9 protein-coding genes and 1 pseudogene are annotated in these 14664 nt (G+C 71.7%); 2 read left to right on the top strand and 8 right to left on the bottom strand.

Annotated features, from left to right (window positions below):
• Positions 1 to 54: 54 nt before the first annotated feature.
• The 3 genes and pseudogenes from glyA to ACSUPV_RS03810 all read right to left on the bottom strand — a co-directional run.
• On the bottom strand, positions 55 to 1314 hold the full coding sequence (gene glyA / locus ACSUPV_RS03800; RefSeq protein WP_359787935.1) for a serine hydroxymethyltransferase: 1260 nt from the start codon (positions 1312 to 1314) through the stop codon (positions 55 to 57).
• A 49-nt stretch (positions 1315 to 1363) separates the two neighbouring features.
• Positions 1364 to 2545: an NAD(P)/FAD-dependent oxidoreductase gene (locus ACSUPV_RS03805; RefSeq protein WP_436946909.1), complete on the bottom strand. Its 1182-nt coding sequence runs from the start codon at positions 2543 to 2545 to the stop codon at positions 1364 to 1366.
• A 129-nt stretch (positions 2546 to 2674) separates the two neighbouring features.
• Positions 2675 to 3754 (bottom strand): annotated as a pseudogene (locus tag ACSUPV_RS03810) (S-(hydroxymethyl)mycothiol dehydrogenase); the annotation flags it as partial.
• Between the two features lie 283 nt (positions 3755 to 4037).
• Here ACSUPV_RS03810 and purU point away from each other — a divergent pair.
• Positions 4038 to 4910: a formyltetrahydrofolate deformylase gene (gene purU, locus ACSUPV_RS03815; protein ID WP_037764619.1), complete on the top strand. Its 873-nt coding sequence runs from the start codon at positions 4038 to 4040 to the stop codon at positions 4908 to 4910.
• 122 nt (positions 4911 to 5032) lie between these two features.
• Positions 5033 to 5830 carry an IclR family transcriptional regulator gene (locus tag ACSUPV_RS03820; protein ID WP_051851533.1) on the top strand — a complete coding sequence of 266 codons (798 nt, stop codon included), beginning with the start codon at positions 5033 to 5035 and terminating at the stop codon, positions 5828 to 5830.
• A 222-nt stretch (positions 5831 to 6052) separates the two neighbouring features.
• On the opposite strand, the gene ACSUPV_RS03825 is transcribed toward ACSUPV_RS03820, so the two are convergent.
• From ACSUPV_RS03825 to ACSUPV_RS03845, 5 genes are read right to left on the bottom strand one after another with little or no spacing between them, the layout of a single operon-like run.
• Positions 6053 to 6655 (bottom strand): sarcosine oxidase subunit gamma, encoded by a 603-nt coding sequence (locus ACSUPV_RS03825; RefSeq protein ID WP_037764625.1) that lies wholly within the window; start codon positions 6653 to 6655, stop codon positions 6053 to 6055.
• The gene (locus ACSUPV_RS03830; RefSeq protein WP_436946910.1) at positions 6648 to 9893 is read right to left on the bottom strand and encodes a sarcosine oxidase subunit delta family protein; all 3246 of its coding nucleotides are present in this window, start codon (positions 9891 to 9893) and stop codon (positions 6648 to 6650) included. The genes ACSUPV_RS03825 and ACSUPV_RS03830 overlap by 8 nt, the downstream gene beginning before the upstream one ends.
• 26 nt (positions 9894 to 9919) lie before the next feature.
• Positions 9920 to 11152, bottom strand: coding sequence for a sarcosine oxidase subunit beta family protein (locus ACSUPV_RS03835; RefSeq protein ID WP_037764634.1), 1233 nt, complete (start codon positions 11150 to 11152; stop codon positions 9920 to 9922).
• 34 nt (positions 11153 to 11186) lie between these two features.
• A complete protein-coding gene (locus ACSUPV_RS03840) occupies positions 11187 to 12047 on the bottom strand; it encodes a bifunctional methylenetetrahydrofolate dehydrogenase/methenyltetrahydrofolate cyclohydrolase (protein WP_436946911.1) in 861 nt (286 codons plus the stop codon).
• Positions 12048 to 12068: 21 nt separating this feature from the next.
• Positions 12069 to 14507 (bottom strand): GcvT family protein, encoded by a 2439-nt coding sequence (locus ACSUPV_RS03845; RefSeq protein WP_436946912.1) that lies wholly within the window; start codon positions 14505 to 14507, stop codon positions 12069 to 12071.
• Between the last annotated feature and the right edge of the window lie 157 nt (positions 14508 to 14664).

Below are 14664 nucleotides of genomic sequence, written 5' to 3' on the forward strand. Positions count from 1 at the left end.
GATCGGCAGGGGCGTGACGCGCTGTCACGGCACGCCCCTGCGGGAGGTTGTCGCCTACAGGCCGGGGTACAGCGGGTGCTCGTCGGCCAGGGCCTGCACCCTGGCCTTGAGGGCCTGTGCGTCGTACGACGGCTTGAGCGCCTCGGCGATGACGTCGGCGACCTCGGCGAAGTCCGCCGCCGTGAAGCCCCGGGTGGCCAGGGCCGGGGTGCCGATGCGCAGGCCGGAGGTGACCATCGGGGGGCGCGGGTCGTCGGGGACGGCGTTGCGGTTGACCGTGATGCCGACCTCGTGGAGGCGGTCCTCGGCCTGCTGTCCGTCCAGCTCGGACGCGCGCAGGTCGACCAGGATCAGGTGGACGTCGGTGCCGCCGGACAGCACGTTCACCCCGGCTGCCCGTACATCGGGCGCGGTCAGCCGCTCGGCGAGGATCTTCGCGCCCTCGACCGTACGGCGCTGACGCTCCTTGAACTCCTCGCTCGCGGCGACCTTGAAGGAGACCGCCTTGGCCGCGATCACGTGCTCCAGGGGGCCGCCCTGGAACCCCGGGAAGACCGAGGAGTTCAGCTTCTTCGCGAAGTCCCGCTTCGCCAGGATGATGCCGCCGCGCGGCCCGCCCAGGGTCTTGTGCGTCGTGGACGTCACCACGTCCGCGTACTCCACCGGGTTCGGGTGCAGCCCCGCCGCGACCAGACCCGCGAAGTGCGCCATGTCCACCCACAGGTACGCCCCGACCTCGTCGGCGATCCGCCGGAACTCCGCGAAGTCCAGCTGCCGCGGGTACGCCGACCACCCGGCGATGATCACCTTCGGCCGGTGCTCCTTCGCGAGCCGCTCCAGCTCCGCCATGTCGACCAGGCCGGTCGCGGCGTCCACGTGGTACGGGACCACGTCGAACTGCTTGCCCGAGAAGTTGATCTTCATGCCGTGGGTGAGGTGACCTCCATGGGCCAGGTCCAGGCCCAGGACGGTGTCGCCGGGCCGGGCCAGGGCGAACAGAGCCGCCTGGTTGGCCGAGGCGCCGGAGTGAGGCTGGACGTTGGCGTACTCGGCCCCGAACAGCTCCTTGACCCGGTCGATGGCGATCTGCTCGGTGACGTCGACGTGCTCGCAGCCGCCGTAGTAGCGGCGTCCCGGGTAGCCCTCGGCGTACTTGTTGGTCAGCACCGAGCCCTGCGCCTGAAGCACCGCGACGGGCGCGAAGTTCTCCGAGGCGATCATCTCCAGGGTCGACTGCTGGCGCTCCAGCTCGGCGTCGACCGCGGCGGCCACCTCCGGGTCGAGCTCGTGCAGGGGCTGGTCGAACAGGGTCATCGGCGGTCTCCTTGCGTGTGGGCGCGGTGGGCGGCGCGGGCACCGGCGGTCAGCACACGACGGCCGGGGCGGCGGGGACGAGGGTGCGGCGGAGGCGGTTGAAGAACTTCGGCTGGTTCAGGGAGAGGACGGCGAGGGGAGTGCCCTCGTACCGGTAGACGGCCGTGAAGGTGCGGCTGTCGATGTCGCCCTCGACGACCTCGGGTTCGGCACCCGGGGTGACGTGTCCGGCGAACTGGATCCGCACCCGGTACTGGTCGGACCAGAAGTACGGAGGCGTGAGCGGGGCCTCGGCCGGCACACCGGTCAGCAGCGTGCGGGCGGCGGTCTTCGCCTGCTCGGTGGCGTTGCTCCAGTGCTCGACGCGGGCGTGCAGTCCGGTGAACGGGTCGGGGCAGCGGGCGACGTCACCGACGGCGACCACGCCCGGTACGCCGGTCGCGCAGCCGGCGTCGCACACGACGCCGTCGTCCACGCGCACACCGGAGCCGACGAGCCAGTCGGTGTTGGGCCGCACGCCCACGCCGGCCACGACGATGTCGGCGGGCAGCACCCGCCCGTCCGCCAGCCGTACGCCCGTGACCCGGCTCTCGCCGATCAGTTCCGCCACGCCGGTTCCGCACAGCAGCCGGACCCCGTGGTCGCCGTGGAGCGAGGAGACCACCAGCCCCATCTCGCGCCCGAGCTGACGCTCCAGGGGGACGGGGAGCGCCTCGACGACGGTGACGTGGAGTCCGAGCCGGTGCGCGGTGGCGGCCACCTCGGCACCGATGAACCCCGCGCCGATCACGACGACCCTGGGCAGGCCGTCCAGCAACTCGGCACGCAGGGCCCGGGCGTCGTCCAGAGTGCGCAGGGTGTGGACACCGGCCTTCCCGGCCGCGCCGGGGAGGGTACGAGGGCTCGCGCCGGTCGCCACGACGACGCCCTCGGTGCGCACGTGCCGCCCGCCGGCCAGAGTGACGGTGCGGGTGACGGGATCGAGCCCTACCGCACGCTCGCCGAGCAGCCACTGCGCGTCCAGGATCTCGAACTCGTCCGCGTCGCCGAGCGCGAGCGCCTCGGCATCGACGTCTCCCGTGAGGAAGTCCTTGGACAGCGGCGGGCGGTCGTAGGGAGCGTGGCGCTCCTCCCCCACGACGACGATCTCGCCGTCGTAGCCCTCTGCGCGCAGCGCGCGGACGGCGCTCAGGCCCGCCAGCGACGCTCCGACGACGGTGATGCTCCTCATGCCGGCTCCTGACGGGAGGGTGTCTCGCGGATGTCTCGCATAACACAACGACATTCGCTATACGCAACATGCTTTCGGCGCGGCACAGGTGTTGTCAAGGGAGGTGCCGCAGACGCGCGCACGACGCGGGATGACCACCGAGCGCAGGACGTCCCCGTGGCGCATCCTGGTGAACGCGGCCTCCACGTCGTCCAGGGCGATCGTCTCGGTGACGAAGTCGCCCAGGGCGAAGCGGCCTTGGAGGTAGAGGTCGATCAGGGCGGGGAAGTCCCGGGCGGGCAGACAGTCGCCGTACCAGGAGGGCTTCAGAGCCCCGCCGCGGCCGAACACGTCCAGCAGGGGCAGGTCGAGGGTCGGTTCCGGGGCGGGGACGCCGACCAGGACGGCGGTGCCGGCCAGGTCCCGGGCGTAGAAGGCCTGCCGGAAGGTCTCGGGGCGACCGACCGCGTCCACGACGACATCGGCGCCGAAACCGCCGGTGAGCGCGCGGATCGCCTCGACGGCGTCGGTGCGCGAGGAGTCGACGGTGTCGGTGGCGCCGAACCGTTCGGCCAGCTTCAGCTTCCGCTCGTCGACGTCCACGGCGATGATCCGGCTCGCACCGGCCACCTTGGAGCCCGCGACAGCGGCCATGCCGACGCCGCCGCACCCGATCACCGCGACCGAGTCGCCGCGGCCCACACCGCCGGTGTTGACCGCGGCTCCGAACCCGGCCATCACCCCGCAGCCGAGCAGCCCGGCCGCGGCGGGCGCGGCGGCAGGGTCGACCTTGGTGCACTGGCCCGCGGCGACCAGGGTCTTCTCGGCGAAGGCACCGATGCCGAGGGCCGGGGACAGCCGGGTTCCGTCGGCCAGGGTCATCGGCCGGGCGGCGTTGCGGGTGGCGAAGCAGTACCACGGCTTGCCCCTGCCGCAGGCCCGGCAAGAGCCGCAGACGGCACGCCGGTTGAGGACGACGAAGTCGCCGGGTGACACGTCCGTGACGCCCTCACCGACCGACTCGACGACACCGGCCGCCTCATGGCCGAGCAGGAACGGGAACTCGTCGCCGATCCCGCCCTCCCGGTAGCGCAGGTCGGTGGGGCAGACACCGCAGGCCCGTACCCGCACCAGCGCCTCACCGGGGCCGGGGTCCGGCACCAGGACGGTCTCGACCGAGACCGGTGCGCCCGCCTTCCGGGCGACGACGGCGCGTACCTCGTGTGTCACGGTCGATCTCCTCGTCGATGTCCAGCCGGATGTGATCTTGAGCGATCGAGGGGAACCTTCGTTGCGTATAGCGCAACATTGTTCGCTATGGGCGACAACCGCCCAAACTGTCTCCCCGCGGACACGCACTGTCAAGGGGCGGCCGGAGCGAAGTCGCGCACCTCGCGAGCGCCCGGGCCACTTCCACCGCCCGACCTCTTGACCGTCCGGTCACCCCCATTCGATGATGTTGCGCATAGCTCACCGCGTTGCGCCATCCGCACCACCGACATCGGAGGAAGGCATGTCTCCTCGACCGCAGCCCGGCCGTGAGTTCATCCTCACCCTTTCCTGTCCCGACCAGGCCGGCCTCGTCCACGCCGTGACCTCCTTCCTCGTGAGCCATTCCGGCAACATCCTGGAGAGCCAGCAGTTCGACGACCGCCTGCACGACCGCTTCTTCATGCGGGTGCACTTCGACGTCTCGGAGTCCGGCATCTCCCTGGAGGACCTGCGCACCGGCTTCGGCCCGGTCGGCCAGGCGTACGGCATCACCTGGCAGCTGCGCGACGCGTCGATCCCGACGCGCACACTGATCATGGTGTCGAAGTTCGGCCACTGCCTGAACGACCTGCTGTTCCGCAGGTCCACGGGCGCCCTCGACATCGAGATCCCGGCGATCGTCTCCAACCACCGCGACTTCGAGGCGCTGGCGCGGAGTTACGGCATCCCCTTCCACCACATCCCGGTGACCAAGGAGAACAAGGCGCAGGCCGAGGCGCGGCTGCTGGAGCTGGTGCGCGAGCTCGACATCGACCTGGTGGTGCTGGCCCGCTACATGCAGATCCTCTCCGACGACCTGTGCAAGCAGCTCGACGGCAAGGCCATCAACATCCACCACTCGTTCCTGCCGAGCTTCAAGGGAGCCCGGCCGTACGTCCAGGCGCACGAGCGCGGCGTGAAGCTCGTCGGCGCCACGGCGCACTACGTCACGCCCGACCTCGACGAGGGCCCGATCATCGAGCAGGACGTCGTCCGTGTGGACCACTCCCGCACCCCCGACGAGTTGGTCACCATCGGCCGCGACGTCGAGGCCCAGGTACTCGCCCGCGCCGTCGAATGGCACAGTCGGAGCCGGGTGCTGGTGAACGGACACTGCACCGTGGTCTTCCGCTGACGCGACGGGCCGTGCGACCATGCGGGCGGCCGAGAACCGCCCGTTCCACCCCGCCGTCCGGGGCTCGTGGGGCCGGTGCGGCCTCTTGAAGATCCGGGGATACCCCTGCCTATAGTTGCGTTATGAGCAACTACACCGCAGATGGCGAAACAGCAGGTCCCGCGGTGAGTGGGGTGCAGTCCGTCGACCGGGCCGTCAGCGTCCTGGAGATCCTCGCCCAACGCGGCGAGGCGGGCGTCAGCGAAGTGGCCGCCGAGATCGATGTCCACAAGTCGACCGCGTTCCGCCTGCTCGGGGCTCTGGAGGCACGCGGCCTGGTCGAACAGACGGCGGAGCGGGGCAAGTACCGTCTGGGTTTCGGCATCGTCCGCCTGGCCGGCGCGGTCACCGGCCGCCTCGACATCACCCAGCAGGGCCGGCCCGTGTGCGAGCGGCTCAGCGAGGAGATCGGCGAGACCGTCAACATCGCCGTCCTGCAGGAGCACTTCGCCGTCAGCCTGTGTCAGGTACGCGGCCCGGGAGCCGTCGGCACCCACAACTGGGTCGGCCAGCTCACCCCGGTCCACGCCACGTCGAGCGGCAAGATCCTGCTGGCCCACCTGCCGGCGGACGAGCGCGCCGGCGTGCTCGCGGAGTCCGGGATGCGCAAGCTCACGCCGCACACCCTGACGGCCAGGACGAAGCTGGAGAAGAACCTCGCCGAGGCGCGGGAGCGCGGATACGCGTGGACGCTGGAGGAGTTGGAGATCGGTCTGCACGCCATGGCGGCCCCGATCCGCTCCCGTGACGGCGAGGTCATCGCCGCGCTCAGCGCCTCCGGCCCCGCGTACCGCTTCACCGAGGAACGCATGCACGAGCTGGCACCCGCGCTGATCGGCGGCGCGCAGGAGATCAGCCACCGGATGGGCCATCCGGGCTGACACCCCTCAGCGGCACCAGGCCCGGCGGCGTTTCAGCGCACGCGGCTCAGCGACGACCGTGCCGGCGCACGAGCAGGCACCAGGCGCCCTGTGCCGCGGCGAGGACGGACCCAGCGGTCGTCCGGGCCGCGCAGTCCGTGCGGGTGAACAGGGTGGGAGCCCCTCGACGGGGCTCCCACGGGGCGGACGGGCGAACCCGTCCACGGCCCCCGACGTATGGCGTCAGACGTATTCCGTCGCCGCGTCGAGCAGCCAGTCCGCCAGGTAGCCGGCGAACGTCGAGCGCACCAGGACCCAGAACCCGGCCCTCGGATCGTCGCGGGCGACCAGGACGACCTGCGTGCGGCCCAGGGTCGTCTGGGCGCAGCGTCCGGGCCCGAAGGCCCGCGGGTGCAGGTCCAGCGGACAGCCGTGGGCCAGCAGGTCGCGGGCGCGGGGGCCCGTGACCAGGAGTGTGGTGCGCTGCGCGGAGACGTCGATCACGGAGACGAACTCGTCGCCCGCGGCCTCACGGATCCGGCCCTCGAGGTCCCGCTCGGTCCCCGGCGGTCCCACCAGCAGCCACTCGTCCGGGCCGAGCCACAGCGCGGTCAACTCCCCGGCGCGCACGGTGGTGTTCGGCTGGAGGGGCAGTTGGAGGTCCAGTGCGAGCCCGACGGCGGCCGCCGCCGCTCCCTTGGCGTCGAGGCGCAGGTTGATCTGGGTCAGGAAGGGGAGTTCGGCCAGCCGGATCGCGCCCCCGGACGCACGTGTCGCGGTGGCGAGGCGGTCCGCGGCCTGCGACAGCGGGCTGCGGAGCGGGGCGGTCAGGGCGTTGTCAGCCATCGCGGCGGGCTCCCTCGGGGTCGTAGAGGACGGGGCTGGCGACGGTCACCGGGACGAGTCGGTCGCCGACGGGGGCGTACAGGCGCTGGCCGATGCGGTCCCGGCCGCCCTTGATCAGGGCGAGCGCGAAGGTCCGGCCGAGGGCGGCGCTGCGATAGCTGGAGGTGACGTGGCCGAGCATCGGGACGGGCGGAGCCGGCAGCACGCTCTCGGAGACCAGGTGGGTGCCTTCCGGGAGGAAGGTGTCCGGGTCCTCGGGAAGGAGACCGACCAGGTGCTTGCGGTCGGGGCGGGCGGTGTCGGCGCGGGCGTGGGACCGCTTGCCGATGAAGTCCGCCTTCTTCTTCGACACCACCCAGTTCATCCCCAGGTCCTGGGGCGTGACGGTGCCGTCCGTGTCCTGGCCGATGATGGGGTAGCCCTTCTCGGCGCGCAGGACGTGCATGGTCTCCGTGCCGTACGGGGTGATGCCGTACGGGGCACCGGCCTCGTACACGGCCTCCCACAGGGCGAGCGCCTGCCAGGGCGACACGTTGATCTCGTAGGCGAGTTCACCGGAGAAGCTGATCCGGCAGACTCTGGCCCCGATGCCCGCGACCGTCGTCTCGCGCCAGGCCATGAACGGGAAGTCGTCGTTGGCCACGGCGAGTCGGGGCGCGAGCGCGCCGAGGACCGCCCGGGACTTCGGGCCGACCAGGGCGACCGTGGCCCACTGCTCGGTCACGGACGTGCAGTGGACCCTCAGCTCCGGCCACTCGGTCTGGAGCCACTCCTCCATCCAGTCCAGTACGGCGGCGGCGTTGCCCGTCGTCGTGGTGACCAGGAAGCGGTCCTGGGCGAGACGGATGACCGTGCCGTCGTCGAAGACCATGCCGTCCGGGCGGCACATGACGCCGTAACGGATCATGCCGACCTTCAGGGTGCTCATCATGTTGGTGTAGAGCCGGTCGAGGAAGACGCCGGCGTCCGGCCCCTGCACATCGATCTTGCCGAGGGTGGAGGCGTCCATGAAGGCCACGCCGTCGCGGGCCGCCCGGCACTCGCGCAGCACGGCGGCTGCCATGTCCTCGCCGTCCTGCGGGTAGTACCAGGGGCGCTTCCACTGGCCGACGTTCTCGAACAGGGCGCCGTGCGCGACGTGCCATTCGTGGAGGGCGGTCGTGCGGACCGGGTCGCTCAGCGTGCCTCGGTCGCGGCCCGCGAGGGCGGCGAAGGAGACCGGCGTGTAGGGCGGGCGGAACGTGGTCGTGCCGAGCGCCGAGATGTCCACGCCGAGGAGTTCCGCGACGACGCCACTGGCCAGGACACCGGACGTCTTGCCCTGGTCGTTGGCGGTGCCGGCCGTCGTGTAGCGCTTGGTGTGCTCGACCGAGCGCAGGCCGGCGCCGGTCGCGCGGGCCAGGTCGTCGACGGTGACGTCACGTTGGAGGTCGACGAAACGGGGGGCGTCCGAGTCGCCCGGGACGACGTACACGTGCATGGGGGGCGTCGGCCGCGGCTGTTCGGCCACCTCGGGGAGGCGGGGCGCCGCAGCCGTGTAGCCCTCGGCCTCGACGGCGCGGGCACCGGCGGCAGCGCCCTGTGCCAGGACGGTGGCCGGGTCGAGGGCACCGCTCGCGCTGCCGACGACCTCGACGGCCTGGCGGGTGGTGTCGGGGACGAAGGAGCCCAGCGTGTCGTCGTAGCGCAGTTTGCCGCCCGACTGGCTGAACAGGTGCGCCACCGGGTTCCAGCCGCCGGAGACCAGCAGCAGGTCGGCGGCGAACTCCCGTCGGCCCACGGACTCTCCGTACGGGGCGACCGTCACCGCGGTGAGGCGCGCGTCGCCGCCTTCCGTGCCGGTGACGGCGTGGCCGGGCAGAACTTCGATGCCGGCCGCCCTCGCGTGCTCGGCCCACTCGCCCGGTTCAGGGCGGGTGTCGACGATCGCCCCGATGGCGAGGCCGGCCTGGGCCAGGTCCAGCGCCGCCGCGTACGCGCTGTCGTTCGTCGTGAAGACGACCGCGTGACGGCCGGGCAGGACGCCGTGCCGGTTGGCGTACGCGCGGGCCGAGGCGGCCAGCATCACGCCCGGGCGGTCGTTGTCCGCGAAGGCCAGCGAGCGCTCGTGGGCGCCGGTGGCGAGGACGACCCGGCGGGCACGGATGCGCCAGATGCGTTCGCGGGAGACGTTCTCGGGGGCGTCGGCGCCGAGGTGGTTCGTGCGGCGCTCGACGGCGAGGAGGTGGTTGTCGTCGTAGTAGCCGAAGACGGTGGTGCGGCGCAGGACGCGGACCTCGGGGGCGGCGTCGAGCCGGCCGGTGACGTCCTGGACCCAGTCGAGGTGTTCGCCGGTGCCCAGGAGGCTGCCGCCGAGTTCCGGTCGGTCGTCGGCGAGGATGACGCGGGCGCCGCTGTGCGCTGCCGCCGCCGCTGCCGCGAGGCCGGCCGGGCCGCCGCCCACGATCAGCAGGTCGCAGTGGGCGTGTACGGCGTCGTAGCGGGCGGGGTCCGGGTCGGTGGCGAGGCGGCCCTGGCCGGGGAGGCTGCTCGCGACCAGGCCGTCGTAGAGCTCGACGGTGGTGGCCGGGAGCATGGGCTCCGGGAACGGTTCCTCGATCTGGACGACGGCGTTGGGCTCCTCCACGCCGGCGGAGAAGATGCCGCGGGGGCGGCCGAGCTTGATGCTGGTGCCGGCCTGGATGACGCCGTTGGCGAGGAGGGCGGAGGCGAGGGTGTCGCCCCTGTAGCCCTGGTATGCGGTGCCGTCGAAGGTGAAGGTGAGGGGGGTGTCGCGGTGGATTCGGCCGCGGGTCGCGTGGCGGAACGGTTGTGTCTCGCCCCCGCCGCCCCTACCCGTCCCATCCTGAAGGGGCTCCGCCCCTTCGACCCCGCCAGGGGGCTCTGCCCCCTGGACCCCCGTCGGCCCCGAAAGGGCCTCGTCCTCAAACGCCGGACGGGCTGGGACAGCCGACCTCGGCTCACTGGTCACCGGGCGCTCCTCCCCCGCCCGATACACCGTCAGGATCTCGTTCGTCGACGTGTCCCGCACGGCGTTGAACCAGCGGCGGCAGCCCGACGCGTGGGTCCAGCGCTCGGCGAAGGGGCCCTTGGGGTTGTCGCGGAAGAAGAGGTAGCGGGCCCATTCCTCGTCGGAGAGGGACGCCGGGTCCTCCGGGTACGGCACGTGGGCCTGACCGCCGTAGTGGAACTCGGCCTCGTCGCGGGGCCCGCACCACGGGCAGGGGATGAGCAGCATGGATCGGCTCCCAGATTCCAGTGGTCCTAGTGGGCCACCGCGGCCGCGCCGTGCTCGTCGACGAGCGCGCCGGTGGTGAAACGGTCGAGCGAGAAGGGGGCGTTGAGGGCGTGCGGGGTGTCGTGGGCGATGGTGTGGGCGTAGACCCAGCCGACGCCCGGCGTGGCCTTGAAACCGCCCGTTCCCCAGCCGCAGTTGAGGTAGAGGTTGTCGACGGGGGTGAGCCCGATGATCGGTGAGGCGTCGGGGCTGACGTCGACGATGCCGCCCCAGGTGCGCAGGACGTGGGCGCGGGCGAAGACCGGGAAGAGTTCCAGGGCCGCCGCCATCTGCTCCTCGATGATGTGGAAGGCGCCGCGCTGGGTGTAGGAGTTGTAGGCGTCGATGCCAGCGCCCATCACCAGCTCGCCCTTGTGGGCCTGGCTGACGTACACGTGGACCGCGTTGGACATGACCACCGTGGGGTGGACGGGCTCCAGGAGCTCCGACACCAGCGCCTGCAACGGGTGGCTCTGGAGCGGGAGTTCGATGCCCGCCATGGCGGCGAGGACCGAGGTGTGGCCCGCCGAGCACAGTGCCACCTTGCCGGCCGCGATGGGGCCCAGGTTCGTCCGGACCCCCACCACCCGGTTGCCGACCACCTCCAGGCCGGTGACCTCGCAGTTCTGGATGATGTCGATGCCGGCGGCGTCCGCCGAGCGGGCCAGGCCCCAGGCCACGTGGTCGTGCTTGGCGATCCCGGCGCGCGGCTGGTAGGTGGCGCCGAGGACCGGGTAGCGCACGTCCGGGGAGGTGTTGACGATCGGGCAGACGTCCTTGACGCCGTCCGCGTCGAGCCATTCCGCGTCCACGCCGTTGAGGCGGTTGGCCTCCACGCGGCGCACGCTGTCTCGGACGTCCTGGAGGCTGTGCGCGAGGTTCAGCACGCCGCGCTGGGAGAAGAGGATCGGGTAGTCGAGTTCCTCCGCCAGGCCCTCCCACAGCTTGAGGGCGTGCTCGTAGATGCCGGCGCTCTCGTCCCACAGGTAGTTGGAGCGGATGATGGTGGTGTTGCGGGCCATGTTGCCGCCCGCCAGCCAGCCCTTCTCCAGCACGGCGACGTTCGTGATGCCGTGGTTCTTCGCCAGGTAGTGGGCGGTGGCGAGGCCGTGTCCGCCGCCGCCGACGATGACAACGTCGTACGAGCGCTTCGGCTCGGGGGTGCGCCACAGCCAGTCGGGGTGCTCGGGGAGCTCGGCGCCGGGGGTGCGGGGGCTCATCGGATGTCTCCAGCCAGTGGGGTGTTCAGCGCGTTCATACGGCGGTGGCGTTCCTCTCGGCGGCCTCGACGACGTTGGCGAGCAGCATCGCCCGGGTCATGGGGCCCACACCGCCGGGCATGGGGGCGAGCCGGCCGGCGACCTGGGCGGCGTCCGGGCGGATGTCGCCGACCAGCCCGTGGTCGGTGCGGGTGATGCCGACGTCCAGCACGGCCGCTCCGGGGCGCAGCATGTCCTTGGTGATCAGCCCGGGTGAGCCGGCGGCCGCGACGACGATGTCCGCCTCGCGTACGTGCCAGGCCAGGCCCTTGGTGCCGGTGTGGCAGAGGGTGACGGTGGCGTTCTCGGAGCGGCGGGTGAGGAGCAGTCCGATGGGGCGTCCGACCGTGATGCCCCGGCCGATCACACAGACCCGCGCCCCGGCGAGGGGCACCTCGTGGCGGCGGAGCAGTTCGACGATGCCGCGCGGGGTGCACGGCAGCGGGGCCTCGACGCCCAGGACGAGCCGGCCGAGGTTGACGGGGTGCAGGCCGTCGGCGTCCTTGGCCGGGTCCATGCGTTCCAGTACGGCGTTCGCGTCCAGGTGGCGCGGCAGCGGGAGCTGGACGATGTAGCCGGTGCAGGCCGGGTCGGCGTTGAGTTCGTCGATGACCTCCTCGACCTGCTGCTGGGAGGCGTCGGCGGGCAGTTTCCGGCGGATGGACGCGATGCCCACCTGCGCGCAGTCGCGGTGCTTGCCGGTGACGTAGGCGTGGCTGCCGGGGTCGTCGCCGACCAGGACGGTGCCGAGCCCCGGCGGGCGGCCGACGGTGGCGGTCACCTTGGCGACGCGCTCCGCGAGTTCACGGCGGATGCCGGCGGCGGTCGCCTTGCCGTCAAGGAGTTGTGCGGTCATGGGCGGCACCTCTTCGCACGGTCAGCCACGGAGGCGGGACATGGTCGGGTCGAACAGGGGTTCCTCGGCGACGGTCGCCTCGACGCGCTGGTCGAAGTAGCCGATGTGGACGGTCGTGCCGGGGGCGGTGAGCTCGTCCGGGAGCCAGGCGTAGGCGATGCCCTTGCCGATCGTGTAGCCGTGGGCGGCGCTGGTGACGTAGCCGACCGCGCGGTCGCCGTCGTACACCGGCTCCTTGCCCAGGACGACCGACCGGGGGTCGTCGATGGTCAGGCAGGTCAGCCTGCGCCGCACGTTCTCCTTGCGGCGTTCCAGCGCGGCCTTGCCGATGAAGTCGTCCTTGTCGAGCCTGACGGCGAAGCCGACGCCCGCTTCGTAGGGGTCGTGCTCGTAGGTCATGTCGGTGCCGAAGGAGCGGTAACCCTTCTCCAGGCGGAGGCTGTTGAAGGCGCCACGGCCGGCGATGACCCCGCCGAGGGGCTTCGCCGCCTGCCACAGGGTGTCCCAGAGTTTCAGGCCCTGGTCGGCGGTGGTGTACAGCTCCCAGCCGAGTTCGCCGACGTAGCTCAGGCGCATCGCCGTCACGGGGACGCTGCCGACGTAGGCGCGCTTGGCGCGGAAGTACTTCAGGCCGTCTTTGGAGAAGTCCTCGTCCGTCAGGGGCTGGAGGACCTCGCGGGCCAGCGGGCCCCACAGGCCGATGCAGCAGGTGCCGGGGGTGATGTCGCGGACCTGGACCGTGCCGTCGGCGGGGAGGTGGCGGGTGAACCAGTCGAGGTCCAGGTTGCCGTTGGCGCCGACCTGGAAGAGGTCACGGGCGAGGCGGGCGACGGTGATGTCGCTGCGGATGCCGCCGTCGTGGTCGAGCAGCAGGGTGTAGGTGACCGAGCCGACGGACTTGGCGACCTTGCCGGTGCACAGGCGCTCCAGGAAGTCGGCGGCTCCGGGGCCGCTCACCTCCAGGCGCTTGAGGGCGGTCATGTCGTACATCGCGACGGTCTCGCGGGTGGCCTGTGCCTCGGCGCCGACGATGGGTGACCAGAACCGGGCGGCCCAGTCGTTCGGGGTGGGGATGGAACGGCCCTCGACGAGCCCCGCGTTGGCCTCGTACCACTGCGGGCGCTCCCAGCCGTTCGCCTCCAGGAAGAAGGCGCCGTGCTCCTGCTGGCGGGTGTGGAAAGGGCTGGTGCGGATCGGGCGCGGGTCGCCGGACGGCTGGAGGGGGTGGAGGATGTCGTAGACCTCGACGAAGTTCTGGCAGTCGCGGGCCAGGACGTACTCCGGGGACAGCTGGTGCGGCTCGAAGCGGTTGACGTCGCACTCGTGCAGGTCGAAGGACGAGCAGTGGCCGTCGACCAGCCATTCGGCCATCGCCCTGCCCACGCCCGCGGAGTGGGTGACCCAGACGGCCTCGGCGACCCAGAAGCCCTTGACGTCCGGGGACTCGCCGAGCAGCGGGAAGTTGTCGGTGGTGAAGGAGAACAGGCCGTTGAGGCCCTCCTCGACCTTCGCCTCCTGCGTGGCGGGGAGGAGGGACCGGGTCTCGGTCCAGGCGTCCTCGAAGTCCTCCTCGGTGAACTTCAGGACCGAGGGCATGTCGTCGGCCTCGTCGACCGAGAGGATCTCGTCGGCGGTGATCGGCATCGGGCGGTGGCCGTAGTAGCCGATGCCCAGGCCGTCGAAGCGGTCGCGGTAGTAGAGGTCGGCGTCCTGGTGGCGCAGGATCGGGCGGACCGCCTCCTCGGTCTGGCCGGCGAGGGCCGGGACGGGGCCGGTCCAGGCGAGCTGGTGGGCGAGCGGCGTCAGCGGCAGGTTCATGCCGACCATGCGGGCGATCTTCGGGCCCCAGATGCCGGCGCAGCACACGACGATGTCGGCTTCGAGGTCGCCCTGGTCGGTGCGGACGCCCGTCACCTCGCCGTCGGCCGTCAGGACGTCGAGGACCTCGTGGCGGGCGAGGAAGCGCACGCCGCGCTCGGTGGCGCGGCGGATCTGCGCCTCGACGGCGAGGACGGCCTTGGCGAGGCCGTCGGTCGGGACGTGGAGGCCGCCGAGGACCTTGTCGCGGTCGAGCAGCGGGTGTTTCTCGACGCACTCGTCGGCGGTGAGGATCCGCGACTCGATGCCCCAGGCGGTGATCCAGCCGTGCCGGCGGTGCAGTTCGGCGAGGCGCTCCGGAGCGGTGGCCACTTCGAGGCCGCCGACCTGGAGGAAGCAGGGCTTGCCGTCGACGTCGAGGGAGCAGAACTTCTCGACGGTGTAGCGGGCCAGCTCGGTCATCGTCTTCGAGGAGTTGGTCTGGAAGACCAGGCCGGGAGCGTGCGAGGTCGAGCCCCCGGTGGCCGGGAGCGGGCCCTGGTCGACCACCGTCACCTCGGTCCAGCCCCGCGCCGAGATCTCGTCCGCGAGAGCCGCGCCGACGACTCCCGCTCCGATGATGACCACACGCGGTCCCGCCATCGCCGCACCTCCGGTTGAGTTGCTTTCTGCGCAACCTGATTCAGGTTGCGCAACTCAATGTGCCTGCCGTCCAGGTGGGTGTCAAGAGGTCCGGTGACGTCGGAGAACGGCGTGGAAAACAGGAATGCCCGGCGGGCGGCGCGTGTCCGTGCGCACC

It is taken from the genome of Streptomyces sp. SudanB52_2052, assembly GCF_964272415.1.
GTDB lineage: Bacteria > Actinomycetota > Actinomycetes > Streptomycetales > Streptomycetaceae > Streptomyces > Streptomyces olindensis.